Source organism: Paracoccus sp. KR1-242 (assembly GCF_049446195.1).
Lineage (GTDB): Bacteria > Pseudomonadota > Alphaproteobacteria > Rhodobacterales > Rhodobacteraceae > Paracoccus > Paracoccus broussonetiae.
Genome location: NZ_JBMSED010000002.1, coordinates 25648 through 51310, shown reverse-complemented (window position 1 = coordinate 51310; position 25663 = coordinate 25648). Strand labels below are relative to the sequence as shown.

Genomic DNA, 25663 nt, shown 5'->3' with positions numbered 1-25663 from the left:
CGCGCCGCGGCACTTGGGCAAAGCCTAGGCCCCACCAACGGGCGGGGAGAAATCGTATCTGCTGATGAACTCTATAAGCTCGCGTGCTGAACTGTATTCTGTCATGGCCTGCAACACCTTAGCCCCGAGGACCGGATGGATATTCGCCAACTCCGCACGTTTGTTACCGTGGCGCGACTGTCTAGCGTCACCAAGGCGGCCGAGGCCCTGCACATCACCCAGCCTGCGGTCAGTGGACAGCTCAAGTCGCTGGAGGAAGAACTGCAGGTCAAGCTGCTGTCACGCACCACATCCTCGGTCACGCTGACCCAATCCGGCGAGGCGCTTCTGTCGCGGGCCGAACAGGCGATCGAGGCATTCGGCGCCTTCGTACATCAGGCGCGAGCCTTGCGTGGCCAGGTCGACGGGCAACTGCGCATCGGTGTCGTGATGCTGGATCCGGCGGCGCTGCGTCTGGGAGAATTGCTGCATGGCGTGGTCCAGCGGCACCCCGCGTTGCGGATTGACGTGCAGGTCGGGCGCACCAGCTGGTTGCTGGACGCCCTGCGCAGCGCAGAGATCGACGGCGCCATTCTGGTAAGCCAGACCCGGCCGCCGGGCACCAAGATGCTGGTGCTGGATGAAATGGTGTTCCGGCTGGTCATTCCGGCGCGTTGGGATCAGGAATTCGACGGCAGGTCTCTGTCTCAGTTGGCGGAAGTGCCATGGATCCGTGTAGCCCCCCGCAGCGGGCATCAGGAAATCATGCAGGATATTCTGAAGGACTCCACCATCCGTCCCATCGAGACGGTCGAAGCCGACCATGAGCAACTGATGCGTGCACTGGTCGCTGCTGGTGTCGGCGTCGGCGTGCTGCGCGAAGAGCTGGCTCTGGAAGCCCGAGCCGCGGGTGAGGTGAAGTTTTTCGGCGATCGCGTGGCGACCACTCGACTGGCCTTTGTCTATGCCGAAGATCGTGCCGACGATCAGGCGATCCGGGCCATTCTAGGAGAGCTTTCCGATATCTGGGGCCTGAAATCTGCTGTGGACTGAGCCAGCGGTAAATTGTTGGCGGAGGGCTGGCCCAGGACCACCGGGTGCTGACCTTCGTGCGGGCAGCGGACAGAACGGATGGTCGCCCGATTTACCGATGACTGGCCTGCGCCGTGATCTTCCGACGGAATCTGGCTCGATCAAGCGGCGTGCCGGAACGCCTTGAGAGTCGGTTTCCGTAACCCGGCCTGAGATATCCTCAACGACCAGCGTGCTTCAGGTTGTGTCAGGGCAGCTGGATTGGCAGGGGCGCCTTTGGGCGCCCCCCGCCTGCATAAGGTGCGCGCCTCAGAACTTGTAGGCGACCTTCGCCGTGATGGTACGGCCTTCGCCATAGGCGCAATACGAGAATCCGCAGGCACCCACATAGACCTCGTCGGTCAGGTTGGTGACATTGATCGAGGTCTCAATACTGTTCCAGGTGTAGCTGCCGCCCAGATCGACCAGCGTCACGTCGTCAAGCTCGGCGCTGTTCGTCGCGTCCTTGAAGCGCGAGCCGATATAGCGGATGCCACCGCCGGCGCGCAAACCGTTGCCGAAGTCGCGATCCACCCAAAGGCTGGCCAGATGATTCGGCGCGTCGGGCAGTTCCTTGCCGTTCACCGGATCGCCGTCCGGAGCCATCTGCTCGGTCTTGTTGTAGGCATAGCCGCCGCGCAGCTTCCAGCCCTCGGCGATTTCGGCCGTCGCCTCCAGCTCGATCCCTTGCGAGCGGACCTCTCCGATCTGGCGGATGCCACTGCCGGGGCCGTCGGGCCGCTGGACGGCGCGGTTCACGTTGGTCTGGCGCAGGTCATAGACCGCCAGCGTGATCAGGCCCTCGAAGGATTGCGGCTGATACTTGACGCCAGCTTCCCATTGCTTGCCCTCGGTCGGGCGCAGCACGTTGTTGTCGAGATCGACACCGGCCTGCGGATCGAACGAGGTCGAATAGGTGATATAGGGGACGGCGCCGTTGTCAAAGACATAGGCCAGACCGGCGCGGCCGGTGACCTTGTTTTCCTTGTACTCCGAGACGGTGCCATAGCGTTCGCCCGTCTGCTCGACCCAATCGTAGCGCAGGCCAAACGAGCCGCGCCAGTTGCCGTATTCGATTTCGTCCTGCGCATAGATGCCCGCCTGACGCAGCAAAGACGGTCCCGCGTTCGGGGGGCCGTAGGGCGTCCGCGCGTCGATGTAGTAATCGGGATCCTGCCAGTCGAGATCGGCGGCCGTGAAAAACTGGCTGCTTTCATGGGCATCATATTTGCGGACGTCCACGCCGAAGAGCAGCTTGTGCGTCGCCTGGCCGGTCACGACTTCGCCGTTCAGGCGGGTGTCGATGCTGACTGTGTCGCTGTTCTCCAGCTGCTCGCTCGAACCGCGGCTGAAGGTGGTCGGGCCTGTTACCGCGGACGCATAGGTGGTGCGATAATCCCAGTCGAGACTTTCGTAGCGAAAGCCCTGGTTCAGCGTCCAGCCATTGTCGAATTCGTGGCTGATCTCGACACCGAAGCTATAGGCTTTGCGGTTGCTGTCGTCCCAGTCCTTCTGCCCGGTATAAAGTTCGCGCAGATATTCGTCATGGCCTGTGCCGGTCAGCGCAAAGGGCACGCCCGTCGGCGGCATTGGCGCATCCTTGGTATAGGTGGCCAGGAAGTCGATCGTGGTCGCATCGTCCGGGGTCCAGCGCAAGGCACCCGCCAGATAGCCGCCCTTGTCGGTCAGGTCCTCGATCTGCGTTTGGTCATCGCGACCGATGCCGGTGATGCGCCACGCCAGATCGGCGCTTGGCGCACGGTTCACGTCGAAGAACAGCTGGCTGCTGTTGTTGCTGTCGTAGCCGACGCCGACTTCGCCAAAGTCATAGGACTGGGCGCGTTTCTGAACCATGTTGATGACGCCAAGGGGCGAACCCGCGCCATAGAGCGAGGATGACGGCCCGCGCAGCACTTCGATCTGCTGGATGCCGTAGATTTCCTGCCCGATCGCACCGAAATAGCGACCCTGACGCAGACCGTTGACGTATTGCGCGTCTTCGGCCCTGAAGCCCCGGACATAGGGAGTGTCGAAGCGGGGATCCTTGCCAAACGGCTCTGCCAGAACACCCGCAGTATAGCCTAGCGCCTGCCCGAGATTCTCAGCGCCCTGGTCGCGGATCTGCTGATTGGTCACGACCGAGATCGACTGCTGCGTTTCGGCGATCGGGACATCGGATTTGGTCGCAATCTGGCTGTAGGTCGCGACGTAACCATCAGCGGCAGCTTGGGTATCCGTGGTCGCGGTAAGGACGACCGCGTCAAGAGTAACGACCGGTTCCGATTGAGATACCTGCGCGTCCTGAGCAACCGACAGGTTTGCCGACAACGCCAATACGCTCGTGCTGGCGAGCGCCCGCAAACAATAATTCACCGACATCGGTCCTTCTCCTAAATTAGGGAAAAGTTCCTGAGTAAAACACTAGTTTTTGTCAAGCTGGTAAGGACAGTAAACGGGCGCCGCGTGGCAAATGCGATACAATTGCGCTTGCGCATCGGCGTCGCCCATCTTCGCAGCCAGAGTCTCAGCAGTGTCCAGCGTCAGAGGATTTTTGTGCACGCATCCGCGGATGGGACAAAACAAACTTTTTCGCCCCGGCAACGTGAAGTAACAGACAAAAAAATCGGAATTTTGGAAAGCCTTGGGGAGGGCGATCCTTGCAGAACTGGACGCTCAAGGACGAGATCAGAGAGTACTGGTCTTCGCGCGCACCGACCTTTGACCTCTCGCCGGGGCACGAGATTTTCTCTGATGACGAGCGGGCAGCGTGGCACACGCTCATTCACAAACATCTGGGACGAGGAGAGGGTCGCAAGGCGCTTGACCTTGCAAGCGGCACCGGGGTCATTTCACGCCTTCTTTCAGAGATGGGCTATGATGTGACCGGGATCGATTTCGCCGGACCAATGCTTGAACGCGCCCGCCAAAAGACCCAGGACCTGGCCTTGCCGATCCGGTTTCTTGAAGCGGATGCAGAGCGCACGATGATGCCCGAACAAGCATTCGATGCGATCATGACGCGGCATCTCGTCTGGACCTTGCCTGATCCGGCCTTGGCGTTTGCCGACTGGTTCCGCGTTCTGAAACAGGGTGGGCGGCTGCTGATCGTGGACGTGGACAGCTCGGCGCGCGGGGCACGATCCATTGCCCTGCGTCGGATGGCCGCGCTGCTGCGCCGGATCAAACCTTCCGCGGCCCTGCCAGGACGAGACCGGACCATCCACGACGCCATCGTCAGCAGGGTGCATTTTTCCGAAGGGGCGCGTGCAGAGGAAATTCGGGATCTCTTGATTGGGACCGGTTTTGTCGACGTGGTCATTGATCGTGACCACGCGGCCATTCGCAAGGCGCAAGCCGCGCATATGCCATTTGTCCAACGCATAGAAAGAGCAAGCCAGGACCGCTACGCGATCCGCGCAAGCAAGCCATGAAACATTGACCTGACGAGCCGACCGCAAGCCGGCGGCAGATGGAGGAATGGATGACCTTGCGCACACTGCTGCGGGAACGACCTGCGACGCTGGTGAAAAGCCTGGCCGCCGTGATCGGGATCGCAGCCCTGTCCTGGGGACAGGGCGCTGCCGCAGAGACAATCACCGTGACCGACCTTGCCGGACGGACGGTGGAGGTTCCGCATGGCGCGAAAAAGGTCATTCTTGGCGGAGGCCGGATGTTCTAGAGGCCGTGCTTCACGACGCCGCGACCGGCCGCGTCTATGGCGTGGAGATAGACATCGCGCGCACAGATCGCGCGACACTCATCGTGGACGCGTATCTGGGGTGAGAGGGTCTGGGCCGCGGCCCCGCCGCGCCAAGCCGCTCCTTGTCGCCAACAACGTGCCAGACGATCCGGGGCGCATTCTTCGGATTGTGGCCGATGTTCCGAATACGGCGATTTCGAAGCAGGGGCTGTGAAAGGCCGCCTGGCCCTTTCTACTTTTCGCCAGAACCCGGCAGGTTCAGCCAATAGCGCGTATGCCTGCGCTCGCCTGACCGGGTCATTGCGCCCATCTCCACAAGGTTTTGCAGATCCCGCGTGGTGGTAGCACGCGATGTGCTGGTGATTGCGATGAAGTTCTCGGCGCTTAGCCCCCCTTTGAACCCGGCAGGACCTTCGCGGAACATCCGTTCGACAACCTTGGCCTGACGTGGATTCAAGCGGTCGCGATAAACGTCGTAGAACCTGGCCTTGGCGATGAAGAAGGCGACACGCTCCAGCGTCACCTTCTGGGCACTGATGACGGTTTCGCCGAACCAAAGCAGCCAGTCGGTGACGTCAAGCGTCTTCTGGTTTGTTTCAAGGCGATCGTAATAGCGCTTGCGATCGTGCTCGATCGTGTAGGCGAGGGCGATCAGGCTGGGCTGACCGATGTTCTGGGCCAGGGATTTCTCGGCCAGCGCGCGCCCGAGACGGCCATTGCCGTCCTCGAAAGGGTGGATGCTCTCGAACCACAAGTGGCCCAATGCCGCACGTGTCAATGCGGGCAAAGGCGTGGCTCTGTCGGGTGCGGTTCGGTTGAACCAGTCAACGAAGATCTTCATTTCCCCCGGCACCTTAGCGGATGGCGGCGCTTCGAAATGCACGGTTGGACGTTCGGCCCGTCCAGACACGATCTGCATCGCATCGTCGTGCCGGCGGTAGGCGCCAATCGTCTCAAGACCCCGATCATGGGACAGGAGCATGCGGTGCCAGCGGCAAAGGGTGTCCTGAGAGATGGGAGCGTCAAAGTCTGAATAGACATCGGCCATCATTTCGGCGATGCCCTGTTCGCGAGGCCTTGTTGGCGCGCTGTCGGTGGCCAAACCGAACTGTCGCCGCAATGAGGACTGGACGCTGGAACGATCCAGCACCTCGCCTTCGATCGCGCTTGAGCGCATCGCCTCCTCGCTCAGAAGCTCGATGCGCAGCTGGTCGCGATCCTCGCCCGATACATGGCGGACCGCTCCAAGGATCTCGCCGGACGACAGCAGGAACCGCCGTTCAAGCGCTTCGATGGCGCTTCTGTCATAGCGGAATGTTGGCCAGTCGGCGTGCGTCCAGTTCCAATGCATGAGTTATAGACACCTTTCCTATAACTCAAAATAGCAACTTAACTTGATCTATGGAACGATGATCTATGCCTCAGCAGTGCTCAAAATCCGAAAGGAACTGGCTGATCGGGGCGTTAGACCTTGCCTTCCGGTTCCAGGATTGGCGGTGGACAATGGGTGGTCCAGGCGCTGGGGGCGAAGTCACCCAAGCGGCGATGACCGTCGCATGGGATGACAGTTGGACGAACATGGTGCAACCTGCCCGGGACCGCCGATCCTTGGCATTGCAGGCCTGAAGGCGCGCGTTTTTGTACATTGCGCCTTGTTCTGTCCGGAATCCGCATCCCGCTCAAACTGACCTTTATCTGACGTTCAAGCCGCAACAAAGACTGGAGCGCCCGCATGAGTGCCATGATCGACTTCCTGAACCTGATCTTCTGGAACTACATCCTGATCTATGGCTTGCTTGCGGTCGGGCTGTATTTCACCATCCGGCTCGGCTTTCTCCAGTTCCGCCATTTCCCGGAACTGTTCCGCTGCGTCATTGGCTCTGGCAGTACGGACGAGAATGGCATCACGCCGCTTCAGGCGCTGACGGTCAGTCTGGCTTCGCGCGTCGGCACCGGCAATATCGCCGGGGTCGCGGTGGCGATCTATCTGGGCGGAGCCGGTGCGGTCTTCTGGATGTGGATGGTGGCGCTGGTCGGCATGGCGACGGCTTATTCCGAAAGCGCGCTCGCGCAGCTTTACAAGGTTCATGGCGAAGGCGGCATGTATCGCGGCGGGCCCGCCTATTACATCTCAAAGGGGCTGGGCCTGCCCTGGCTGGGCACGGTTTTTGCCGTCGCGCTGATCTTGGCGTTCGGGTTGGTCTTCAACTCGGTTCAGGCGAATTCCATCGCCGAGGCGGTCAATGGCGCGTTCGGGATTCCGAAATGGGTGGTCGGGCTGGCCACGGCGGCACTCACGGCCGCGATCATCTTCGGCGGCATCCCTCAGGTCGCCCGTGTGGCGGAAATCGTGGTGCCTTTCATGGCGGGCACTTATCTTCTGACGGCAATAATCGTCGTTCTGATGAACCTGACCGCCGTGCCCGGCGCGCTGTGGGAAATCATCGGCGGCGCCTTTGGGCTGACCGAGGCGGCAGGCGGCGTCGCGGGTTCGATCACGGCGGCGGCGATGAACGGCATCAAGCGCGGCCTTTTCTCGAACGAGGCCGGGATGGGCTCGGCTCCGAACATCGCGGCGGTCGCGACCCCCGACCCGCATCACCCATCCAGCCAAGGTTTCGTGCAGGCGCTGGGGGTGTTCATCGACACCATTCTGGTCTGCACGGCGACCGCTGTCATGATCATCCTGTCGGGCGTAATGGAGCCGGGCAGCGGCGTGACGGGCACCGTGCTGACCCAGAACGCGCTGGTGCATCACTTCGGTTATGCGGGCGGCGTCTTCGTGGCGGTGGCGATCTTCTTCTTCGCCTTCACCTCCATCATCGGCAACTATGCCTATGCGGAAAACGCCTTTTCCTATTTGGGGTTCGGTAGCAAGGCGGGGCTGACGGTGCTGCGCATCGCGGCCGTGGCGATGGTGATCTGGGGCGCGATCCAAAGCGTAGCCACGGTCTTCAACCTGGCGGACGCCTCGATGGGGCTAATGGCCACGATCAACCTGGTTGCCATCGTCGCACTATCCGGCACGGTCGCCAAGTTGACGCGCGACTTCCTTGCACAAAGAAAGGCCGGCAAGATGCCGACCTTCCACTTGTCTCAGCATCCCGACATTGCGAAAGGGGTCGATCCCGAGATCTGGCGCTGATCATGTGAAGCCGACATCCGGTTCGGCACCACAGTGGATCATGATCTGATGCTGACCGCCGATCATCAGATCGCGTCGGGCTGGCCAAAGGCAGTTCGTCCGCTGCCTGATCCAGCCGACGGGGCAATGGGGATCGTCCCCATTTGTTGCGCTGCCTTGGCAAAGGGTTGTTTCGCAGCCAGAACCATGAGACTTGCAGGTTCCAGGCCTGAACCGATCGAGCCCGCAATGCCCGGCATCCGCTACAACTCACCGCTGCTTCGGCGCTCGCGCGCTTTGATCACACGTCGAAGGCATTGGCGCGCGCGTGCGGTCTTCTGGCTTGGCGCGCTGACGGTTGGCCTTGTCAGCACGGCCTTTGCCAAGCTGGCCGATCTTGCAGGCGAGACGTTCCGGAATGTTTCGGCACAGGGCACATCGCCCTGGCTGATCCTGGTTCTGCCTTTGGCCTTTTGTTTTTCGGCATGGGTGGCTCAGAAGTATTTCCCCGGCGCACAGGGCAGTGGCATTCCCCAGGCCATGGCCGCACGAGAGCTTGAGGGGGACGACCGGGGCCTGTACCTCACCCTCAGGATCGCCGCCGGCAAGATCCTGCTGACTCTTTGGGGGTTGCTGTTCGGCGCTTCCATCGGGCGTGAGGGGCCGACCGTCCAGATCGGTGCGGCCATCATGCTCGCCAGCGCGCATCTGGGAAAGCTTCAGCACGCAAGGGGATTGATCCTCGCAGGCTCTGCTGCGGGCATTGCAGCGGCGTTCAACACGCCTTTGGCGGGCATCGTGTTCGCCATCGAGGAAATGGGCCGCAGCTATCAGGCACGGACCAACGGCGTCGTCCTGTCGACCGTGGTGATCGCGGGGATTTCCGCCTTGGCCATTTCGGGCAGCTATACCTATTTCGGTACGCCGAAGGTGGTGCCCGACTTTCCGCGGGACTGGTGGCTGGTCGGCGTCGTTGGCCTGCTGGGCGGGGTGTTGGGTGCCGCGTTCAGCAAATCGGCCCTGTGGCTGACGCGGCGCATTCGCAGATGGAAACCTGCGCGTGGCATATGGAAACTGGTGATGGTGGCCGGTGGCGCGGGACTTGCGGTCGCGGTATTGGGCCTGCTGAGCAACGGCGCCACCTTCGGGACCAGCTATGCCGAAGCGCGCAGCGCCGTCGAGGGGCAACCGCTGGCTCCGGGCTTCTTCCTTGCAAAGCTGCTGGCCACGCTGGCATCAACCGTTTCGGGAATACCCGGAGGGTTGTTCGCTCCGTCTCTTTCGGTTGGGGCCGGCATGGGTCATGTGGTGGGCAGCCTGTTTGGTTCGTCGCTGGGCCTGGCTGCGGTTCTGGGCATGGCCAGTTATTTCGCCGGAGTGGTGCAATCGCCGATGACCGCCTTCGTCATCGTGATGGAGATGACGGCCACACAGGGTCATGCCCTGCCGGTCATGGCCGCTGCCATGCTGGGCTATGGCGTGTCGCGGCTGCTGTCGCCCGAGCCCCTTTATCACGGGCTTGCCCGCCTTTGGCTGGCGGATGCCCTGCGGCTGCGCCGGATGCGCGCGGCCGACAGCGCGCATGGCGGGCCCCAGGTCTGACCCGTCTGCGCCGCTGAAGGACCAAGTCATTGCCGTTCGCGAGTTCATCCTGCGCTGCGGCCCGGCCCGCAATGGCGACGTTGCTTTTGCGCGAAACGCGTGCGGAAGAACGCCCAAGGTTATCGCCCGAATGGTGCCTATCCACTTGGCAAAGGTTGTTTTGCGCAAAGACCTCGGGCTACGCTCACCCTGCGATTGTGAAAAAGCAGGGGGTAAGCACATGAAATTCAGGTCATTGGTTCCAGCATTTGCCATTGCGGCCCTTGTGGGCCACGCGGCCGCCGCACAAGAAATGTCGTTCTTCCGTATCGGAACCGGCGGCACGGCAGGCACCTATTACCCGATCGGCGGGCTGATCGCGAATTCGATCTCGAACGCCGCGGGATCGCGCCCCTGCGAGGATGGCGGCTCCTGCGGTGTGCCCGGCCTGGTCGCGACGGCGGTGGCCTCGAACGGGTCGGTGGGCAACGTCAACGCCATCAAGGGCGGCGCAATGGAGGCCGGGTTCAGCCAATCCGACGTGGCCTATTGGGCGCAGACCGGCACCGGGTTGTGGGACGGACAGCCCGCGGTGGAAAAATTGCGCCTGATTGCGAACCTCTATCCCGAAAGCATCCATCTTGTGGCGCGTGCCGATGCTGGCATCGCGTCGGTGACGGATCTGAAAGGCAAGAAAGTGTCGCTGGACGAGCCGGGGTCGGGAACGCTTGTTGACGCAAAGATCATCCTTGAAGCCTTCGGTCTGTCCGAAGCCGATATCTCGCCGGAATATCTGAAGCCGGATCAGGCAGCGGACAGGATGCGGGACGGCGCGATGGATGCGTTCTTCTTTGTCGGCGGATATCCTGCAGGGGCCATCGCGGAACTGGCCAGCCAGCATGATGTCGCACTGGTGCCGATCACGGGACCGGAAGTGGACAAGCTTCGCGAGACCTATACCTTCTTTGCAAGCGACACGGTTCCGGCCGGAACCTATGAGGGGCAGGATGCCGATGTAACGACGATTTCGGTGGGCGCGCAGCTGGTCACCAGCGCCGACCAGCCCGAAGAGCTGATCCACGGCATCACGCAGGCGCTTTACAACGAGAACACCCAGAAGCTGTTTGCCGTCGGCCATGCCAAGGGCAAGCTGATCACCCTGGACAACGCCACCCAGGGGGCGGGCATCCCCTTCCATCCGGGTGCCGAGCGTTTCTACAAGGAAGCCGGCAAGATCCAGTGACCCCATTGGCAACCTGACGACAGGACGCGGGCGGAGTTTCGGTCCGCGTCCCGGGACCTCGGCCAGATGCGCAGGAAACAACCATGACCGATAATCCACGCCAGCTTTCCGATGACGAGCTTCGCGCGCTCGAAGAGGAATACGACCCCGAGGCGCGCTTTCGCACCGTGACCCGGCCCGTCGCGATCCTGTCCGGCGTGATCCTTTTCCTGCTGTCGGTCTATCACTTCTACACCGCAGGCTTTGGCATTCCGCGCGCGACGACCCATCGCGGATTGCACATGGGCGTCTCGCTGTTCATCGTCTATCTCAGCTTTTCTTCGCGCGCGGGCAACCGCCACAAGACCGACGGTTTCGCAATCTATGGCGTGCCCGTCACGGATTGGGTGTTGGCCATCGGCGGGGCGGTCAGCGCCTTCTATGTGCCTTGGATCTATGACCAGCTGGCTTTCCGCGTCGGCAACCCGCTTCCCATCGATATCGTGATGGGAACCGTGCTTTTGCTGGCACTGCTGGAAGCGGTGCGCCGGTCGATGGGCTGGCCCTTGCCGGTCATCGCGCTTTTGTTCATCGCCTATGCCTATTTCGGGCGGTCCATGCCAGGGATTCTGGTCCATCCGGGGGCCGATTGGGCGACGATCATCAACCACCTGTACCTGACCTCGCAAGGGATATACGGCACGGCGCTTGGCGTGATCGCGACCTATGTGTTCCACTTCGTCCTGTTCGGTGTGATGGCGCAGAAGATCGGCCTGGGCCAGTTGTTCATCGACCTGGCGACGGCGCTGACCGGACGTTTCGCCGGAGGCCCGGCGAAAGTGTCGGTGGTGTCCTCTGCGATGCTGGGCACCATCTCGGGTTCGTCCATCGCCAACACCGTCACAACCGGCGCCCTGACCATCCCCGCGATGATCAGGATCGGGTTCAAACGCCATTTCGCCGCCGCGGTCGAGGCCGCTTCCTCGACAGGGGGGCAGATCACGCCTCCGGTCATGGGGGCGGTTGCCTTCCTGATGGTCGAGTATCTTGGCATTCCGCTTCGCACCATCCTGATCGCCGCGATCGTTCCGGCATTCATGCACTTCTTCGGCGTGCTGGTTCAGGTGCATTTGGAGGCGAAGCGCCTGGGGATTCGTGGATTGCGACGCGAGGAATTGCCCAAGGCGGGCACCGTCCTGCGCGAGGGGTGGCTGTCGGTCTTGCCGCTTGTCCTGCTGGTCTGGATGTTGATGTCGGGTCGCACGCCATTCCTTTCCGCCTTCTGGGCGATCACGGCCTGTATGTTCGTCTATCTTGTCCAGCGAGTCATGGCGGCAGGCCTGACAGGTGGCATCCGGGAAACCGCGGAAGGCATTTATGAAGGTTTCGTCGCCGGGGCCCGGCAGTCGTTGGCTGTAACGGCCGCGGCCGCTCTGGTCGGGGTGGTGATCGGGATTGTCACTTTGACCGGGATCGGGTTCAAGATCGCCTTCATGGTCACAAGCCTGGCGCAGGGCTGGGCGATTTCGTTCCACGGCGTCCTTGCCGTCCTGCCGTTCGAAATCTTCAGCGTGCAGACCCTGACATTGCTGTTCACACTTCTGATGACGGCGGTGGTCTGCGTCCTGATGGGGTGCGGAGTGCCGACGACCGCAAATTACATCATCATGGTTGCCGTGGCCGCGCCGGTCCTTGGAATGATGAATGTCGAGCCGCTGGTCGCGCATTTCTTCGTCTTCTACTTTGGCGTTCTGGCCGATGTGACCCCGCCAGTCGCTCTGGCCGCCTATGCGGGTGCGGGAATTGCCGGCGCCAATGGATTCAAGGCCGGAAACACAGCGTTCCGGCTGTCGATGGGAAAGGCGCTGGTGCCCTTCGTCTTTGTCTTTTCGCCCTCGCTTCTGTTGGTGACGCAAGGATTTACGCTGCCCGATTTCCTGCTGGCCTTTGCCGGATCGGTTCTGGGAATCGTGGCCCTGTCGGCCGCGATCACGAACTGGCTGATGAAGCCCCTGACCCTGCCTGAACGGGTGTTTCTGCCGATATCTTCGCTGCTGATGATCGCGCCCGAACTCATCTCGACCCTCATCGGGGCGGCGGTGCTGGGGGTGATCGCGCTCAGGCAATATCTGGCGGTGAATTCGGATCCGAAGCCGGTGCACGGGCGGTGATTTCGCGCCGCTGGCAGGGCCTGCGGTCTGACCGGCGCGGCTTTTGAAAGCGCGTCAGCCATCGCGTGGATCGGCGTCGTCGGTGGCGTTTCTTTTTCTCGCCTCGCCTCATTCCGCAAGCTAGGATGGAAGGCGGATGCGGCTGCGTGATCCGCAACGTCTGGATACAGCTCAGTAATGGAGTGTTGACCAAGATGTCCGAGCCGCCCGGCAATCCGGTCTCAGCCGATGGCATTCCCGCCCCGGAAGGGGCGACCCAGATCATCTCGACCGGCTATGAAATCGGTCAGGACAATATCAATTACCGACGCCGCTTCGTGTTCGAGCTGGACATCCACAACGTCGTCTTCAGCGTCTCGGCAATCGGCGTGGTTGCGTTCACGCTGTTGACCCTGATGTTCCAGAACACGCTTGACCCCCTTTTCGAAGGGCTGCGCGATTTCATGACCTCCAGGCTCGACTGGTTCTTCATGATCACGGCGAATATCTTCGTGTTGCTTTGCCTGGCGCTGGTCATTCTGCCGCTGGGGCGCATCCGTCTGGGCGGGCCGGATGCGACGCCGGATTACAGCTATCTGTCCTGGTTCTCGATGCTGTTCGCGGCCGGCATGGGCATCGGCCTGATGTTCTATGGCGTGGCCGAGCCGATGGGCAACTACACCGCGGCCTTCGGCGGACCGGTCTTCGGACCCGACGGCATCCGCACCGACTGGGCGCCGCTGGACGGGGCTTCCGGCAACGCCGAGGGCGCACGGCGTCTTGCCATGGCCGCGACGATCTTTCACTGGGCGCTGCACCCTTGGGCGATCTACGCCATCGTGGCGCTTTCGCTTGCTTTGTTCGCGTTCAACAAACGATTGCCGCTGACCCTGCGCTCGGTCTTCTACCCGATCTTCGGAGAGCGGGTATGGGGCTGGCCGGGCCATATCATCGACATTCTTGCGGTCTTTGCGACGATCTTCGGACTTTCCACGTCGCTGGGCTTCGGGGCGCAGCAGGCAAGTGCCGGGCTGCATTTCCTGTTCGATCTGCCCGACACGACGGGTGCGATGATTTTCCTGATCATCGTCATTACCGGGATTGCCACCGCATCCGTTGTCGCGGGCATGGACAAGGGCGTGAAGCTTTTGTCCGAGATCAACATGGGACTGGCCGTCCTGCTGCTGCTTTTCGTCGTTGCGGTCGGGCCGACGACGCAGATCGTCACCGGCTTTTTCAAGAACCTGCTGGCCTATGCGGAATACCTGCCGGCCCTGTCGAACCCCTTCGGTCGGGATGACGACAATTTTCGCCATGGCTGGACCGCATTTTATTGGGCCTGGTGGATCAGCTGGTCGCCCTTTGTCGGCATGTTCATCGCGCGTGTCAGCCGGGGCCGAACCGTGCGCGAATTCCTGATCGCCGTTCTGCTGATCCCGTCGATCGTCTCGACCATCTGGATGACGGCCTTTGGCGGTACCGCGATCAGCCAGGTCGTCAAACAGGGGCTGACATCGGTGCAGGACGCGGCGCTTGAACTGAAGCTGTTCGAGATGCTGGCCCATCTGCCGATCACCGAGATCACCTCGCTGATCGGGATCGTGCTGGTAATCGTGTTCTTCGTCACTTCCTCGGATTCGGGATCGTTGGTGATCGACACGATCAGCGCGGGGGGCAAGCTGAACGCGCCCATCCCCCAACGGGTCTTCTGGGCCACGTTCGAGGGGCTGGTCGCCATTGCGCTGCTGCTGGGCGGCGGATTGACCGCGCTTCAGGCCATGGCCGTGTCCACCGGCTTTCCCTTCGCCATCGTCCTGCTTGTGGCCTGTGTCGCACTGGTCAAGGGCCTGATGGCAGAGCCGCGATAGTCGCTTGCCGGACCATGGGCCGATTGCAGCTTGCCCGTGCCCCGGGCCGTTCATCGTCTGATGCCGTCGGCGAATATCGACTTGGCAGCGGGGCGCCTCACCTCGGCGCCGTGGTTCATGCCCATTCCCCCTGAGACCGCCTCGCACCTCCGGAGGGGGGATAGCCCGCAGGACGTCGCTCTTGATCTCTCCGTGGTTATCGGCAGGCTGCCAAGTCAGCCCGACCAGCACGGGCAGCCTATCCAAGGAGCCACCATGACTGCCCGCACACCCGATCCCGTCCTTCTTGCCCGGCTTGCCGATGTCGCGGTGCGGGTCGGCCTCAATCTGCAGCCGGGCCAGGATTTGGTCCTGACCGCGCCGGTCGAGGCGCTGCCCCTGGTCCGCGAGATCGCTGCGAGCGCCTATCGTGCGGGGGCCGGTCTCGTGACGCCGCTTTTGTCGGATGACGACATTGCCCGCGCCCGTTTCCGGCATGGTCAGGATGCAAGCTTCGAGCGCGCGCCGGACTGGCTTTACCGCGGCATGGCGCAGGCTTTCGAGGGCGGCGCGGCGCGCATGGCGATCGCCGGCGCCGATCCGATGGCGCTTGCCGCCGAAGATCCGGCCAAGGTCTCGCGCGCCAACAAGGCCAATTCGCTGGCCTACAGGCCGGCGCTTGAGAAGATCACGAATTTCGCGATCAACTGGACCATTGCCGCCTATCCCACGGTCGGCTGGGCCCGGCAGGTCTTTCCCGACCTGCCCGAAGATGAGGCCGTGCTGAAGCTGGCCGAGGCGATCTTCGCGGCCTCGCGCGTGACGAATGACGATCCGGTCGCGGCCTGGACAGAGCATAACGCGGCCTTGCGGGCGCGCTCGGCCTGGCTGAACGACGAACGCTTCGACGCGCTGCATTTCACCGGGCCGGGCACCGACCTGACGGTCGGGCTGGCCGATGGCCATGAATGGCATGGCGGCGCCTCGGTCGCGCAGAACGGCGTCACCTGCAACCCGAATATCCCGACCGAAGAGGTCTTCACCACGCCGCATGCCCATCGCGTCAGTGGCACCGTGCGGGCAACCAAGCCCTTGTCCTATAACGGCGCGCTGATCGAGGATATCGAGATGCGCTTCGAGAACGGCCGCGCCGTCGAGGCGCGCTCCAGCAAGGGCGAGACCGTGCTTCTCAACATGATCGACAGTGACGAGGGCGGCCGCCGTCTGGGAGAAGTTGCGCTGGTCCCCTATAGCTCGCCGATCTCGCAGACCGGGCTGCTGTTCTACAACACTCTGTTCGATGAGAACGCGGCCTGCCATATCGCGATGGGGCAATGCTATTCCAAGTGCTTCCTTGAGGGCGCCTCGCTTTCGCCCGAGCAGATCGCGGCGCAAGGCGGCAACAGTTCGATGATCCATGTCGACTGGATGATCGGCGGGCCGGATACCGATATCGACGGCATCCGCGCCGATGGCACCCGCGTGCCGGTCTTCCGCAAGGGCGAATGGGCGCGGTGACGCGCCCGGCACGAGACAACGGCCCGACCGAGATCACCAGGTTGTCGCGTCAGCGTTCACCAAACGAACGGCCCAAAGGCGAGGGTCGAACCTGCCCGATGCCGCCGGGCCGCAGTCGCCCTGTGCAAATCTGGGTGCCAGATACTCGCCGCCTCGGATCGGGGCGACACCGATCTGTCGGACTTCATAGATGCGGCCTTGAATGATCTGGATGACTGGCAGTGAGGGGTGGCGATCTTGTGACGCTCGCCCTTCAGGGGGATTACGGCAAGCCATGTCCGGCGCTGATCATCCAGGCGGATCAATTCGATAATCTCGGATCGGTGGTGATCCTGCCGCTAACCTCAATTCTGATCGACGACCGCTCCTCCGCCCGACGGTAGAGCCATCGCCGGACAACAGGCTTCGCGCACCGCCCCAGACATGCTGGACAAGCCCATGACGGCGAAGACTGAAATGTTGGACCCTCGTTTGGCCATGTCGAGTGATCTTGCCATGGTCGGCGTCAGCCGCTTTCTGGCGCTGTTTCTCGGCTTGGCAAGATAAAGCAACAGTGGGCCGCGTGGCCGGTCCCTGGCCGCCATTCAAATTTCGCCGATGCTGCGCGCGGCTTTTGCCTGCTCGATGTGATCGCCGTGCGCGACGACTCTCGCCTGGCAGCCGCAAGACGACGTCGATCGGGACCCGACGCGTCGCTGTGAGAAACAGTCCGCGGCCAGGATGCATTCTAACTCAAGCTGATGTGCCGCCATCTTTGCCGGATCATCGTTCGTGCCTGGGCGATAGGGGCCAGATATGAGTATCAGCATTCTCCTTTTGTCCTTCGAAGCTCTGCTATCATCAGGTGCTGGATCAGAATGATCGTCTTGGCGTCACGGATGTAACCGTTTTCGATCATCTTCGCCGCATCGGTAAGCGGGACTTCGAGCACCTCGATATCCTCGCCCTCCGCGTATGAGCCGCCCCCTTCCGTCTTTCTGTCATGGGCGCGATATGTGCCAGTGAAGAACGCAAGATACTCGGTGACCGATCCGGGGCTCATGTAGATGTCATAAAGGTGGGTCAGCGCGTCGATATGATATCCCGTTTCCTCGATCAGTTCGGCGCGCATCCGCACTTCGGCATTTTCCCCATCAAGCAGTCCGGCAGGTGTTTCGACAAGTGAAGTGTGCCCGCCGTTCAAGAACACCGGCAGGCGGAACTGGCGGGTCAATAGGATGCATCCGCTGTCCGGGTTGTGCAGCAGGCAGGTCGCGCCGTTTCCGCGGTCATAGGCTTCCCGCGTTTGCTGCTGCCATGCTCCGTTTCTGCGCCGGAGTTCGTAGCGATACTTGGTCAAAGTTCCCCAGTCACTCGACAAGACCTCCGCAGAAATCGGCCGAAAGTTCTCGTGCTCAGTCATGCACCTTGCTCCATCTTTGCGGGAGGACTATCGTGCAAAAACGTGCAGAGTCAAGAAATGTCGTGCAATGCTGAACCATGAACGAAAAACCCGCTTGCTTTCGATCCTTTCCGATGCAGGCAGCATCGTGGCCAAAGATGCCAGTCGGGAACTGGAGGTTTCAGAGGACACGATAAGGCGCGATCTGCGCGAACTGGCGAGGGATGGCCGCCTGAAGCGCGTGCATGGTGGCGCAGTGCCGGTGGCTGAAGCAAATGCCCCGTTCGCAGCAAGGATCGGAATCGCCCCACCGGAAAAAATCGCCATCGGAAAGCGGGCGGCGGCCATGGTTGAGCCCGGCCAGGTGGTCTTTGTCGATGGCGGGACGACCGCGCTGCAACTCGCGCGAAGCCTGCCCGCGCAATTGAGCGCAACAATCATCACCCATAGCCCAAACGTGGCGATGGAACTGCTCAATCACGGTAATCTCGATGTCGAGATCGTCGGCGGCAGGCTTCTTCGACACTCTGTGGTGACAAGCGGAGCGGCCACGATAGCTTGGCTGGATCGATATCGCCCCGACATCTGCTTCATTGGCGCGACCGGCCTCCATCCAGATCAGGGCATCACTACCGGTGTCAGCGAAGAGGCGGAGGTAAAACGCGCCATCATTGCGAAATCGGGTTCCGCGATCATCCTGGCATCTTCGGAAAAGTTCGGCGCGGTCTCGTCGTTCAAAGTCGGTGACTGGCGAGATGTGGATGGATTGGTTGTTGCCGGAGAAGCCAGGCCGAGAGCTTTGGAACTGTTCGGTCATCTTGAGTGCGAGATCCACTCCGACGAGAATGCGTGACCGCCGGCGGGCTCGTGAACGGGATCCGCCGCATGACCAATTTCCATCCATCGGCACAAAAAGAATGCTCGCGATGCTTGTCCACATATGTCCGGGCAGCCGGGTGCGAAGAAGGCATCCGCAACGGAGTCGTCACTGAAAAGCCAGCCATCTGCCCGAAACCAGAGCCGTTCTATTGGGTCCAGATCCGTTTGGACGCCATCTGGTATCAGCACATTACGATAGCGGTGCGAAGGTTCATGGCACCCCGCTGGCTCCGCGAGAACGGTGCGGTCTCAGTGCGGGGGCCCGATCTCTCGCGGGACATGATCGACCGGGCACGGGCCGGAACTGACGATGCCGCCATCGATTATCGCATTGCCGATCTCGACACACTCGAACTGCCGGAAGCAGCCTTCGATTTGGCCTATAGTGCTTTGATCTTCAACTATGTCTGGAATTTCCGAGTGGCTGATGGGTGCGACGTACGGTGCACTGATGCCCGGCGGCGATCTCGTCTTCACCTTCGAACACCCGATCGTGGTGGCTGCAACACTTGTCTGGATGCCTGCTGGATCGAGAGGTCCGATACCGAAGCAATCCGCTGAGCGGTCGTGAACCACAACGGGTCCTCCGGGAAACGGTCCCAACTTGGTTAATGCCGGAACCGTTCAACCGCAGCGAGCAGGTCTATTTGGCAGTCACGGCTGTCGATAGTCCGCCGTCTTCCTCAATTGCGTCGTTAACGGATGGATCCTGGAAGGGTTTGTCCGGCCGGATGAGAAGCGCGGTTGCAGCACCAACGAGCAGCAAAATCAGGGATGCAGCAAAGGGAAGATCCCAGCGGCCTGTCAGGTCGATAATAAGCCCAAAGACGATGGGCGAAACCATTCCCGCCAAGCCAAAGCCGAAGTTCATGAAGCCGCTGGCCGTGCCGGAGTATTGCGGCGCGATATCCATCGGGGTTGCCCAGATGGGTGCCACGATAAGCTCGGCAAAAAAGAAGGCCGCGCTGAGAGCGATCGCGACGGTCATGAGATCGGTCGAAAAAACGACCGGCAACATGCAAAGAAACGCTCCGATAAAGCCCAGAATGATTACGCTGATCCGTGCGAGCGTGACCCGGCCCGTCCTGCGCAGAATGCCATCGCTCAGCCAGCCTCCCGCAAGATCGCCCACAACCCCGGCAAAGAAGACGCCCGCCGCAAAGATCGCGGATTTCTTCAGATCAAGATCGTGTTGATGCAGGAAATAGGACGGGATCCAGTTCAGGAACAACCACAACGTCCATCCATAGCAGAAGTCCGTCACGGTCACCGGCAACATCCGTCGCAAAAGCGGCCCCCACGGCAGCCTCTTTTGCTTGGCCGCGACGCTGGGCGGGGGCAGGGCATCAAGTTCCGGTTGCGTGATGCCCGGGTGATCGCGCGGATCGTCTCGGAAGTACCACCACCACAGCACTACCCAGGCAAAGCTGACCGTGCCGACGATGATGAAGGAATCGCGCCAGGAAAAGGCGACGATCAGAAAGGCGATCAGCGGGGGCGTGGCGGCGTTGCCGAAGCGCGCGAAAGCATGCGTGATGCCTTGGGCAAAGCCGCGCTTTTCCGCGGGCATCCAACTGGACAAGGCGCGCGTCGCGGTCGGGAACGCAGACCCTTCGCCGATGCCCAGCAGAACGCGGGCGATCACCAGCGAGACTGCGCCTTCGACGAATCCTATCATGATGGTCGCAGCCGACCAGATCGTGCCGCAGATCAACAGCGTCTTGCGTGGCCCCATCAGGTCGCCAAGTCGGCCGCCAAAAATCTGGAACAACGCATAGGGATAGGCAAAGGCGGCAAAAGCCAGTCCCAGTTCGAAATTGCTCAGCCCGAGTTCTTCCTGCATCGCTGGGGCTGCGGTGCTGATGTTCACGCGATCTATATAGGTCACCAGATACATCAGGCAGATCACGAACAGAATCCTGTCCGTGGTTCTAACTCTCGTCAGTCTTAGCATATCTCCTCCCTGGACCATGCCCGACATTGTGATTGAGCCCTTTGATCCCGCCCTGGAGTTGCGCCTTGTCCTCCTCCGACATGGGCGCAATCGGGCTGGCTTGTTCTCAGCCTGTTCGGTGGCTTTCTCCTTTCGGCGTTGAGGTCGTCATTTCGGCCAGCTTCAGCCGCTGGATCTTCCCAGAGGGGCCCTTGGGCAGTTCGGACATCAGGTGGATGTGGTCAGGCGTCTTGAACCTGCCGACCCGCATTTCGCAAAGCTGCATCAGTTCATTGGGATCGGGGTCCGATCCTTCATGCAGCACCACTGCCGCCTCGATGGTTTCACCGTAGCGCGGACAGGGGCGGGCAAAGGCGGCGGCTTCGACCACCGCCGGGTGGGCGTAGAGCGCCTCGTCTATTTCGCGCGGAGAAATATTCTCACCGCCCTTGATGATGATTTCCTTTGAACGGCCAGTGACGAAGACAAAGCCCTCAGCGTCCTGGCGCCCCAGGTCGCCCGTGCGTAGCCATCCGTCAGGGGTGATCGCTGCTTCGGTCGCTGCCGGATCGTCCAGATAGCCGCGCATCACGTTTGCGCCGCGCACGGCAATCTCGCCTGCGGTGCCGTGCGGCAGGATTTGCAGATCGGGAGACAGGATCACCACCTCGTTGCCGATCGGCCGTCCAGGCGATCCGACCTTCCGCTTGCCATGTCGCGGCAGCGGATTTGACAGAATTTGGGCGGCAGTTTCTGTCAGGCCCATCGTTTCGATGATCGGGATACCAAAGCGCGCCTCGAAGGCAGAATGCACCTCTGGGGACAATGCCGCCGAGGCCGAGCGCCCGAACCGCATGGCGTCGCGACAAGTGGCTGAGGGTTCCGCTGCGCCATGCAGCAGATGCGAAATGATCGTGGGAACCACTGAGAACCACGTCGCGCCATGGGTTTGGCAACGTTGCCAGAACTGGCTGGCCGAGAACCGCTCACAGACAATGGCTGATCCGCCCGACAGCAGCGGGGCGAGGATCGTCACGCAAAGCCCATTAATGTGATAGATCGGCAGCACACACATGGCGCGATCCTGCGGCGTCAAGGAATGGGCCAGGGCGGTGTTCCATCCACCCGCCAAAAGGCTGGCGTGACTATGCAGCACGCCCTTGGGTCGTCCCGTGGTGCCCGAGGTGTACATCAGAAGCGCATCGTCATCGCTGTGCACCCTATCAAGGGCGCGGCGTTGCGCGGATGCGGGCCAGTCGAAATCCGCACCCAATTCGACCACCACTGGGGCGGCATCGCGCCCCTTCAATGCCTCGTCCAAAAGCATGCGCTGGCGATGATCACAAAGCAGGATACGTGCGCGGGAATGGGTGATGGCGTGGCCGATCGCCTCGGCCCCAGCGGCCAGGTTGATCGGTGTGGCGCGAAATCCGCCATAAAGCGCGCCCATCAGGGCCAGGACGGCTTCACGTCCGTTCGGGATCATGATGGCGATACTTTCGCCGCGCAGCGCGCCCATGCCAGCAAGACGCTCTGCGATCATGGCGGCCTGATCTCGCAGTTCTGCCCATGATATCGTCGTGTCCGTATCCGGGAAAACATGGCTGATATTGTCGCCCCGCGTGTCGGCCAATGCGTCGATCCAGTCACGCACGGTGCCTGCCGGAGGATGTCGGATATCGAATATCACCGCCCCACCTCCTGCCAATAGCTGTCGAATATCTGGGCCAAGCTGGGTTCGCGGGCGGGAATGGGGCGCACGATCCGCGTGCGTTGCATGAAATGGCGCCAGTGCAGGTTGGCATCGATCGAGTTGCCCCCCCAACTGCCGCAGCCCATTGACAGCGAGAACGGCAGGCCATTTTCGAAAGAGCCGCCGGTTGCAAAACAATGTGCCTGATTGACGATCACCCGGCACACCGGCAAGTCACGCGCCAATGCCATTGCGCGCTCTGGCTTGGCGGTGTGCAGGCCGATGGAATGCCCCGCGCCCTGATGGGTCAGAATACGCTGTGCGATCTGCATGGCATCGTCGAAATCACGGGCGCGATACAATGCAGCGACCCGGCTAAGTTTTTCGCCCGACAGGGGATGCTCAGGCCCGATGCCCCGCGTTTCAACGGCGATGACGCGGGTAGCGGCGGGAACCTTGTCACTCAGGCCCAGCCGCTGGATCAGCAAATCTGCATCCGTCGCGATGATGTCGCGGTTAAGATGACCGCGCTGCCACAGGCGGTCCACGATCTGATTCTGACCTGCTTCGGGGATGATCGCACCACCCTGCGCCACGAATTCCTTTGCGAAGTCGCCATATGCGGCATCCATCACGATCAGCGCGTTCTCGGACGAGCAGGAGGTGGCATTGTCGAAGGTTTTCGATGCAATGATCTTTGCCACGGCATCTGACGGGTCGGCGGTTTCATCGACGATCACAGCGACATTTCCGGCGCCGACCCCGATTGCAGGCGTGCCGCTTTCATAGGCGCGCCGGACGTTGTCCTGACTGCCGGTGACGACTGCCAAGTCGGCCAGTTCCAGCATGCGCTGCGTCTTGTCCTTGCTGCCGCGGCCGGGCAGCATTTGCACCAGATCGCGGCTTTCGCCGAGCTTGTCGAATTCCGCGTGGATGAAGCCAAGCAACATCTCACAGCACTCAACCCCCTTTGGTGAGGGCGACAACACGATCGCATTTCCGCATTTCAGCGCGTTTATGATGTTGTTGGCGGGCGTCGCCACTGGATTGGTCGAAGGCACGACGGCCCCGATCACGCCGATTGGGCGGGCCAGCTCGATGATGCCGGTTTGCGGATCGTCGGACAGCACTCCATGGGTCGCGGCATCCTGCAGATCACGCAGCAGCCCAAGCGTCTTGCGATGATTCTTGGTGATCTTGTCGGCCACGTTCCCAAGGCCCGTCGTGCGCACGGCCAGTTCGGCCAAGGCTCGATTACGCTCGGGCTGCATGACGGCCCACCCGGCGGCCAGGGCGGCACGATCATAGCGTGACTGACTGCCCCCCCGTTCATATTCGGCCTGAGCTGCACGAGCGCGCGCAAGCATGGCATCGACCGAAACCAGTTCGTCCGAAATATTCATCTGGGTCATGATCTCTGGGTCCTGTGCCGCATGACGGCCAGGGGTTTCTATTTACGGGCCGCGCGGAATGCGTGCAGCAGAGTTCCTGTGAGACGCGGTTTCCTCCGACCGCATTCCAACAAGGTTAGGTCATGAAAATATGGTTGCAAATGTTTTCATAAAAAAACATCATAGCGTAATATTAAGATGGAAAACCAATTGTCTAAGCCAGATATCGTTTTCGTTGCAAAACTTGCAGGCGTTTCGGCTGCGACGGTTTCCCGTGTGATCAACCATCCCGATCAGGTGCGTCCGGGCACCCGGCGCAAGGTTGAACTGGCAATCGAGAAGTCGGGATATATCCGCAATCGCGCGGCATCGGCGATGCATGGCAAGCGCAGCGCCACGATCGGCGTGATAATTCCCACACTTGCCAATACGATCTTTGCCGAGGTGATTCAGGCCTTCAACGAGACTGTCAGCGCGCAGGGCTATACGCTGCTGCTGGCATCGCATGGCTATGACCTTGAGGTGGAATACAAGCTGGCGCGGAAGCTGCTGGAACACCGGGTAGATGCTTTGGTGCTGGTTGGATTTGACCACCATTCGGGCGTTTTCCGCCTGATTGGTGAGCAGCCGGTGCCCTGTCTTGCAATCTGGAACCATGCAGTCGACGCAGCCATGCCCTGCATCGGCGTAGATAATCGCGAGGCGGGGCGGATCGCGGCCGAACACCTGATCGCACTTGGTCATCAGGATGTTGCGCTGATATTTCCCGAAACGATTGAGAATGATCGTGCACGCGACCGCATGATGGCGGCGCTGGATGCGTTTCGCGCTTCCGGGGCCGAAATTGGTACGCGTCGGCAGATACGCGTGCCCTATAGCGTGGCCCAGGCGAAATCTGCCTGTATCTCGATACTAAACCGCCCGGACCGGCCATCGGCCCTGCTATGTTGTAATGACGTGATCGCTCAGGGCGCTGTCTATGCGGCGGCCCGTCTGGGTATCCGCGTGCCGGCAGAACTGTCGATCATCGGTATTGGGGATTTTGTCGGATCTGCGCAGATGGAGCCCGCGCTGACATCTGTTCGCATTCCCGCGCAATCTATCGGTATTTCTGCGGGACAGGAAATCCTGCGGGTCATAGAAACCGGCGAACATGCTGCCATCAGGTCTAGCCGGATAGATCTTGAGCTCGTCATGCGCGGCAGCACAGGCATCTCTCGGCAGCTGCGCCAGGGCTAGGGAGAGCGCCTCAGGCAAGCTGTCGGATTCGTGCCCCGTGGGGGCGCAGCCTTCGCCGCGGGACAGACATATCTGGCTGCGAAGTGAGGCTGGAAATCAGGATGCAATTTCCCGTCGTCGGAATGCCGAGGACAAGCACAAGGCTGATCTCCGCCACCATGATCAGCACCACGAAGACATTCCCGCCCGAGACGAATTCGACGAACTCGGTCATCATCAGGCCAGGGTCGGTCAGGGCGATGGTGCCTGCGACGATGCCAGCCGTGGCGGTGGCGACACCGATCCCGGTCATGTTGCTTGCGCCAAGCGCCAGACCGTTCCACAGGGCGATCAGCCCAGTTTTCGACCCGGCGCCTACATTCGCACCGCGGAACGACCCAGCTGGACAGGGGAGTGGGGCAGCACTCTCGGCCACTGGCAAGGCGAGGGTGGCGGGCTTCGGCCGCGACTAAGCTGAAATGAAGCAAAGCCTACTTTCTCAATCGTGTGGGTGGCGTCATTTCTTGCATGAGCATCATGCCCCTATGCACTGTGCCCCGCCATTTCAGCACCCACATCGAACATTGGATCCCGATGCCGGTTCGCAAACGGGCAAGTCGCGGGCATGGGCTGGCCAATATCTCGACAGGAACCGAAATGACGCAAATCACCTGGAAATGTGCATCCGGACAAAGCATCACCATCAATGTCACGGCGGGCCAAAGCCTGATGGAAGCCGCCCGTGACCACGATGTCGACGGCATTTTCGGCGATTGTGGCGGCAATCTTGCATGCGCGACCTGCCATGTCATCGTGCCGCCGGAATGGGTCGAACTGACGGGCAAGCCGGACGCAATGGAAGAAGACATGCTGGATATCGTTGAAACCGGACGGACGCCGACAAGCCGCCTCAGCTGCCAGATCGTTGCCACCCATGAAATGGACGGAATGGTTCTTGAGGTGCCGGGCGCGTGAC

Annotated in this window: 21 protein-coding genes; 14 read left to right on the top strand and 7 right to left on the bottom strand. The window is 61.4% G+C overall.

The window, feature by feature from the left end; genetic code table 11:
* The first annotated feature begins 135 nt into the window (after positions 1 to 135).
* Positions 136 to 1032 (top strand): LysR family transcriptional regulator, encoded by an 897-nt coding sequence (locus ACO2Q4_RS03785; protein ID WP_311761224.1) that lies wholly within the window; start codon positions 136 to 138, stop codon positions 1030 to 1032.
* A gap of 288 nt (positions 1033 to 1320) precedes the next feature.
* Here the strand turns inward: ACO2Q4_RS03785 and ACO2Q4_RS03780 are convergent, their stop codons facing one another.
* A complete protein-coding gene (locus tag ACO2Q4_RS03780; RefSeq protein WP_423317376.1) occupies positions 1321 to 3429 on the bottom strand; it encodes a TonB-dependent siderophore receptor in 2109 nt (702 codons plus the stop codon).
* Between the two features lie 278 nt (positions 3430 to 3707).
* Between ACO2Q4_RS03780 and ACO2Q4_RS03775 the strand changes: the two genes are divergently transcribed.
* Both ACO2Q4_RS03775 and ACO2Q4_RS03770 read left to right on the top strand, forming a co-directional pair.
* Positions 3708 to 4481: a methyltransferase domain-containing protein gene (locus tag ACO2Q4_RS03775; protein ID WP_423317374.1), complete on the top strand. Its 774-nt coding sequence runs from the start codon at positions 3708 to 3710 to the stop codon at positions 4479 to 4481.
* 50 nt (positions 4482 to 4531) lie between these two features.
* Positions 4532 to 4729: a hypothetical protein gene (locus ACO2Q4_RS03770; protein WP_423317372.1), complete on the top strand. Its 198-nt coding sequence runs from the start codon at positions 4532 to 4534 to the stop codon at positions 4727 to 4729.
* 253 nt (positions 4730 to 4982) lie between these two features.
* Here the strand turns inward: ACO2Q4_RS03770 and ACO2Q4_RS03765 are convergent, their stop codons facing one another.
* Positions 4983 to 6101: a Fic family protein gene (locus ACO2Q4_RS03765; RefSeq protein ID WP_423317370.1), complete on the bottom strand. Its 1119-nt coding sequence runs from the start codon at positions 6099 to 6101 to the stop codon at positions 4983 to 4985.
* A 381-nt stretch (positions 6102 to 6482) separates the two neighbouring features.
* Here ACO2Q4_RS03765 and ACO2Q4_RS03760 point away from each other — a divergent pair, with 381 nt between their 5' ends.
* From ACO2Q4_RS03760 to ACO2Q4_RS03730, 7 genes are all read left to right on the top strand, one after another.
* On the top strand, positions 6483 to 7895 hold the full coding sequence (locus tag ACO2Q4_RS03760; RefSeq protein ID WP_423317368.1) for an alanine/glycine:cation symporter family protein: 1413 nt from the start codon (positions 6483 to 6485) through the stop codon (positions 7893 to 7895).
* A 228-nt stretch (positions 7896 to 8123) separates the two neighbouring features.
* On the top strand, positions 8124 to 9476 hold the full coding sequence (locus ACO2Q4_RS03755) for a chloride channel protein (protein ID WP_423317366.1): 1353 nt from the start codon (positions 8124 to 8126) through the stop codon (positions 9474 to 9476).
* 220 nt (positions 9477 to 9696) lie between these two features.
* Positions 9697 to 10698 (top strand): TAXI family TRAP transporter solute-binding subunit, encoded by a 1002-nt coding sequence (locus ACO2Q4_RS03750; protein WP_423317365.1) that lies wholly within the window; start codon positions 9697 to 9699, stop codon positions 10696 to 10698.
* Positions 10699 to 10781: 83 nt separating this feature from the next.
* On the top strand, positions 10782 to 12848 hold the full coding sequence (locus ACO2Q4_RS03745; protein ID WP_423317363.1) for a TRAP transporter permease: 2067 nt from the start codon (positions 10782 to 10784) through the stop codon (positions 12846 to 12848).
* A 194-nt stretch (positions 12849 to 13042) separates the two neighbouring features.
* Positions 13043 to 14695 (top strand): BCCT family transporter, encoded by a 1653-nt coding sequence (locus ACO2Q4_RS03740; RefSeq protein ID WP_395131659.1) that lies wholly within the window; start codon positions 13043 to 13045, stop codon positions 14693 to 14695.
* 255 nt (positions 14696 to 14950) lie between these two features.
* Complete coding sequence (locus tag ACO2Q4_RS03735; RefSeq protein WP_423317361.1) at positions 14951 to 16192, top strand: aminopeptidase; 1242 nt, start codon at positions 14951 to 14953, stop codon at positions 16190 to 16192.
* A gap of 221 nt (positions 16193 to 16413) precedes the next feature.
* Positions 16414 to 16575, top strand: a complete 162-nt coding sequence (locus ACO2Q4_RS03730; RefSeq protein WP_423317359.1) for a type II toxin-antitoxin system PemK/MazF family toxin — start codon at positions 16414 to 16416, stop codon at positions 16573 to 16575.
* Between the two features lie 419 nt (positions 16576 to 16994).
* Here the strand turns inward: ACO2Q4_RS03730 and ACO2Q4_RS03725 are convergent, their stop codons facing one another.
* Complete coding sequence (locus tag ACO2Q4_RS03725; protein WP_423317357.1) at positions 16995 to 17594, bottom strand: NUDIX domain-containing protein; 600 nt, start codon at positions 17592 to 17594, stop codon at positions 16995 to 16997.
* A gap of 67 nt (positions 17595 to 17661) precedes the next feature.
* On the opposite strand from ACO2Q4_RS03725, the gene ACO2Q4_RS03720 reads away from it, so the two are divergent.
* Positions 17662 to 18426: a DeoR/GlpR family DNA-binding transcription regulator gene (locus ACO2Q4_RS03720; RefSeq protein WP_423317355.1), complete on the top strand. Its 765-nt coding sequence runs from the start codon at positions 17662 to 17664 to the stop codon at positions 18424 to 18426.
* 32 nt (positions 18427 to 18458) lie between these two features.
* Positions 18459 to 19013: a class I SAM-dependent methyltransferase gene (locus ACO2Q4_RS03715; protein WP_423317353.1), complete on the top strand. Its 555-nt coding sequence runs from the start codon at positions 18459 to 18461 to the stop codon at positions 19011 to 19013.
* Positions 19014 to 19095: 82 nt separating this feature from the next.
* On the opposite strand, the gene ACO2Q4_RS03710 is transcribed toward ACO2Q4_RS03715, so the two are convergent.
* From ACO2Q4_RS03710 to sauS, 3 genes are all read right to left on the bottom strand, one after another.
* Positions 19096 to 20406, bottom strand: a complete 1311-nt coding sequence (locus ACO2Q4_RS03710) for an MFS transporter (RefSeq protein ID WP_395131645.1) — start codon at positions 20404 to 20406, stop codon at positions 19096 to 19098.
* 106 nt (positions 20407 to 20512) lie between these two features.
* A complete protein-coding gene (locus ACO2Q4_RS03705; RefSeq protein WP_311761209.1) occupies positions 20513 to 22075 on the bottom strand; it encodes an AMP-binding protein in 1563 nt (520 codons plus the stop codon).
* Positions 22072 to 23481 (bottom strand): acylating sulfoacetaldehyde dehydrogenase, encoded by a 1410-nt coding sequence (sauS, locus tag ACO2Q4_RS03700; protein WP_423317869.1) that lies wholly within the window; start codon positions 23479 to 23481, stop codon positions 22072 to 22074. The genes ACO2Q4_RS03705 and sauS overlap by 4 nt, the downstream gene beginning before the upstream one ends.
* A 186-nt stretch (positions 23482 to 23667) precedes the next feature.
* Between sauS and ACO2Q4_RS03695 the strand changes: the two genes are divergently transcribed.
* Positions 23668 to 24708, top strand: a complete 1041-nt coding sequence (locus tag ACO2Q4_RS03695; RefSeq protein WP_423317350.1) for a LacI family DNA-binding transcriptional regulator — start codon at positions 23668 to 23670, stop codon at positions 24706 to 24708.
* A 10-nt stretch (positions 24709 to 24718) separates the two neighbouring features.
* Here ACO2Q4_RS03695 and ACO2Q4_RS03690 read toward each other — a convergent pair whose 3' ends face one another.
* Complete coding sequence (locus ACO2Q4_RS03690; RefSeq protein ID WP_311761207.1) at positions 24719 to 25000, bottom strand: hypothetical protein; 282 nt, start codon at positions 24998 to 25000, stop codon at positions 24719 to 24721.
* Positions 25001 to 25344: 344 nt separating this feature from the next.
* Between ACO2Q4_RS03690 and ACO2Q4_RS03685 the strand changes: the two genes are divergently transcribed.
* On the top strand, positions 25345 to 25662 hold the full coding sequence (locus tag ACO2Q4_RS03685; protein WP_311761206.1) for a 2Fe-2S iron-sulfur cluster-binding protein: 318 nt from the start codon (positions 25345 to 25347) through the stop codon (positions 25660 to 25662).
* Position 25663 lies beyond the last annotated feature (1 nt).

Excerpts from the sequence above, each read along its gene's own strand:
- ACO2Q4_RS03685 (WP_311761206.1), top strand. The coding sequence starts at position 25,345 with ATGACGCAAATCACCTGGAAATGTGCATCCGGACAAAGCATCACCATC.
- ACO2Q4_RS03745 (WP_423317363.1), top strand. The coding sequence starts at position 10,782 with ATGACCGATAATCCACGCCAGCTTTCCGATGACGAGCTTCGCGCGCTC.
- ACO2Q4_RS03740 (WP_395131659.1), top strand. The coding sequence starts at position 13,043 with ATGTCCGAGCCGCCCGGCAATCCGGTCTCAGCCGATGGCATTCCCGCC.
- sauS (WP_423317869.1), bottom strand. The coding sequence starts at position 23,481 with ATGAATATTTCGGACGAACTGGTTTCGGTCGATGCCATGCTTGCGCGC.
- ACO2Q4_RS03780 (WP_423317376.1), bottom strand. The coding sequence starts at position 3,429 with ATGTCGGTGAATTATTGTTTGCGGGCGCTCGCCAGCACGAGCGTATTG.
- ACO2Q4_RS03735 (WP_423317361.1), top strand. The coding sequence starts at position 14,951 with ATGACTGCCCGCACACCCGATCCCGTCCTTCTTGCCCGGCTTGCCGAT.
- ACO2Q4_RS03715 (WP_423317353.1), top strand. The coding sequence starts at position 18,459 with ATGACCAATTTCCATCCATCGGCACAAAAAGAATGCTCGCGATGCTTG.
- ACO2Q4_RS03690 (WP_311761207.1), bottom strand. The coding sequence starts at position 25,000 with ATGACCGGGATCGGTGTCGCCACCGCCACGGCTGGCATCGTCGCAGGC.
- ACO2Q4_RS03760 (WP_423317368.1), top strand. The coding sequence starts at position 6,483 with ATGAGTGCCATGATCGACTTCCTGAACCTGATCTTCTGGAACTACATC.
- ACO2Q4_RS03695 (WP_423317350.1), top strand. The coding sequence starts at position 23,668 with ATGGAAAACCAATTGTCTAAGCCAGATATCGTTTTCGTTGCAAAACTT.
- ACO2Q4_RS03765 (WP_423317370.1), bottom strand. The coding sequence starts at position 6,101 with ATGCATTGGAACTGGACGCACGCCGACTGGCCAACATTCCGCTATGAC.
- ACO2Q4_RS03750 (WP_423317365.1), top strand. The coding sequence starts at position 9,697 with ATGAAATTCAGGTCATTGGTTCCAGCATTTGCCATTGCGGCCCTTGTG.
- ACO2Q4_RS03720 (WP_423317355.1), top strand. The coding sequence starts at position 17,662 with ATGCTGAACCATGAACGAAAAACCCGCTTGCTTTCGATCCTTTCCGAT.
- ACO2Q4_RS03770 (WP_423317372.1), top strand. The coding sequence starts at position 4,532 with ATGACCTTGCGCACACTGCTGCGGGAACGACCTGCGACGCTGGTGAAA.
- ACO2Q4_RS03710 (WP_395131645.1), bottom strand. The coding sequence starts at position 20,406 with ATGCTAAGACTGACGAGAGTTAGAACCACGGACAGGATTCTGTTCGTG.
- ACO2Q4_RS03785 (WP_311761224.1), top strand. The coding sequence starts at position 136 with ATGGATATTCGCCAACTCCGCACGTTTGTTACCGTGGCGCGACTGTCT.
- ACO2Q4_RS03725 (WP_423317357.1), bottom strand. The coding sequence starts at position 17,594 with ATGACTGAGCACGAGAACTTTCGGCCGATTTCTGCGGAGGTCTTGTCG.
- ACO2Q4_RS03755 (WP_423317366.1), top strand. The coding sequence starts at position 8,124 with ATGCCCGGCATCCGCTACAACTCACCGCTGCTTCGGCGCTCGCGCGCT.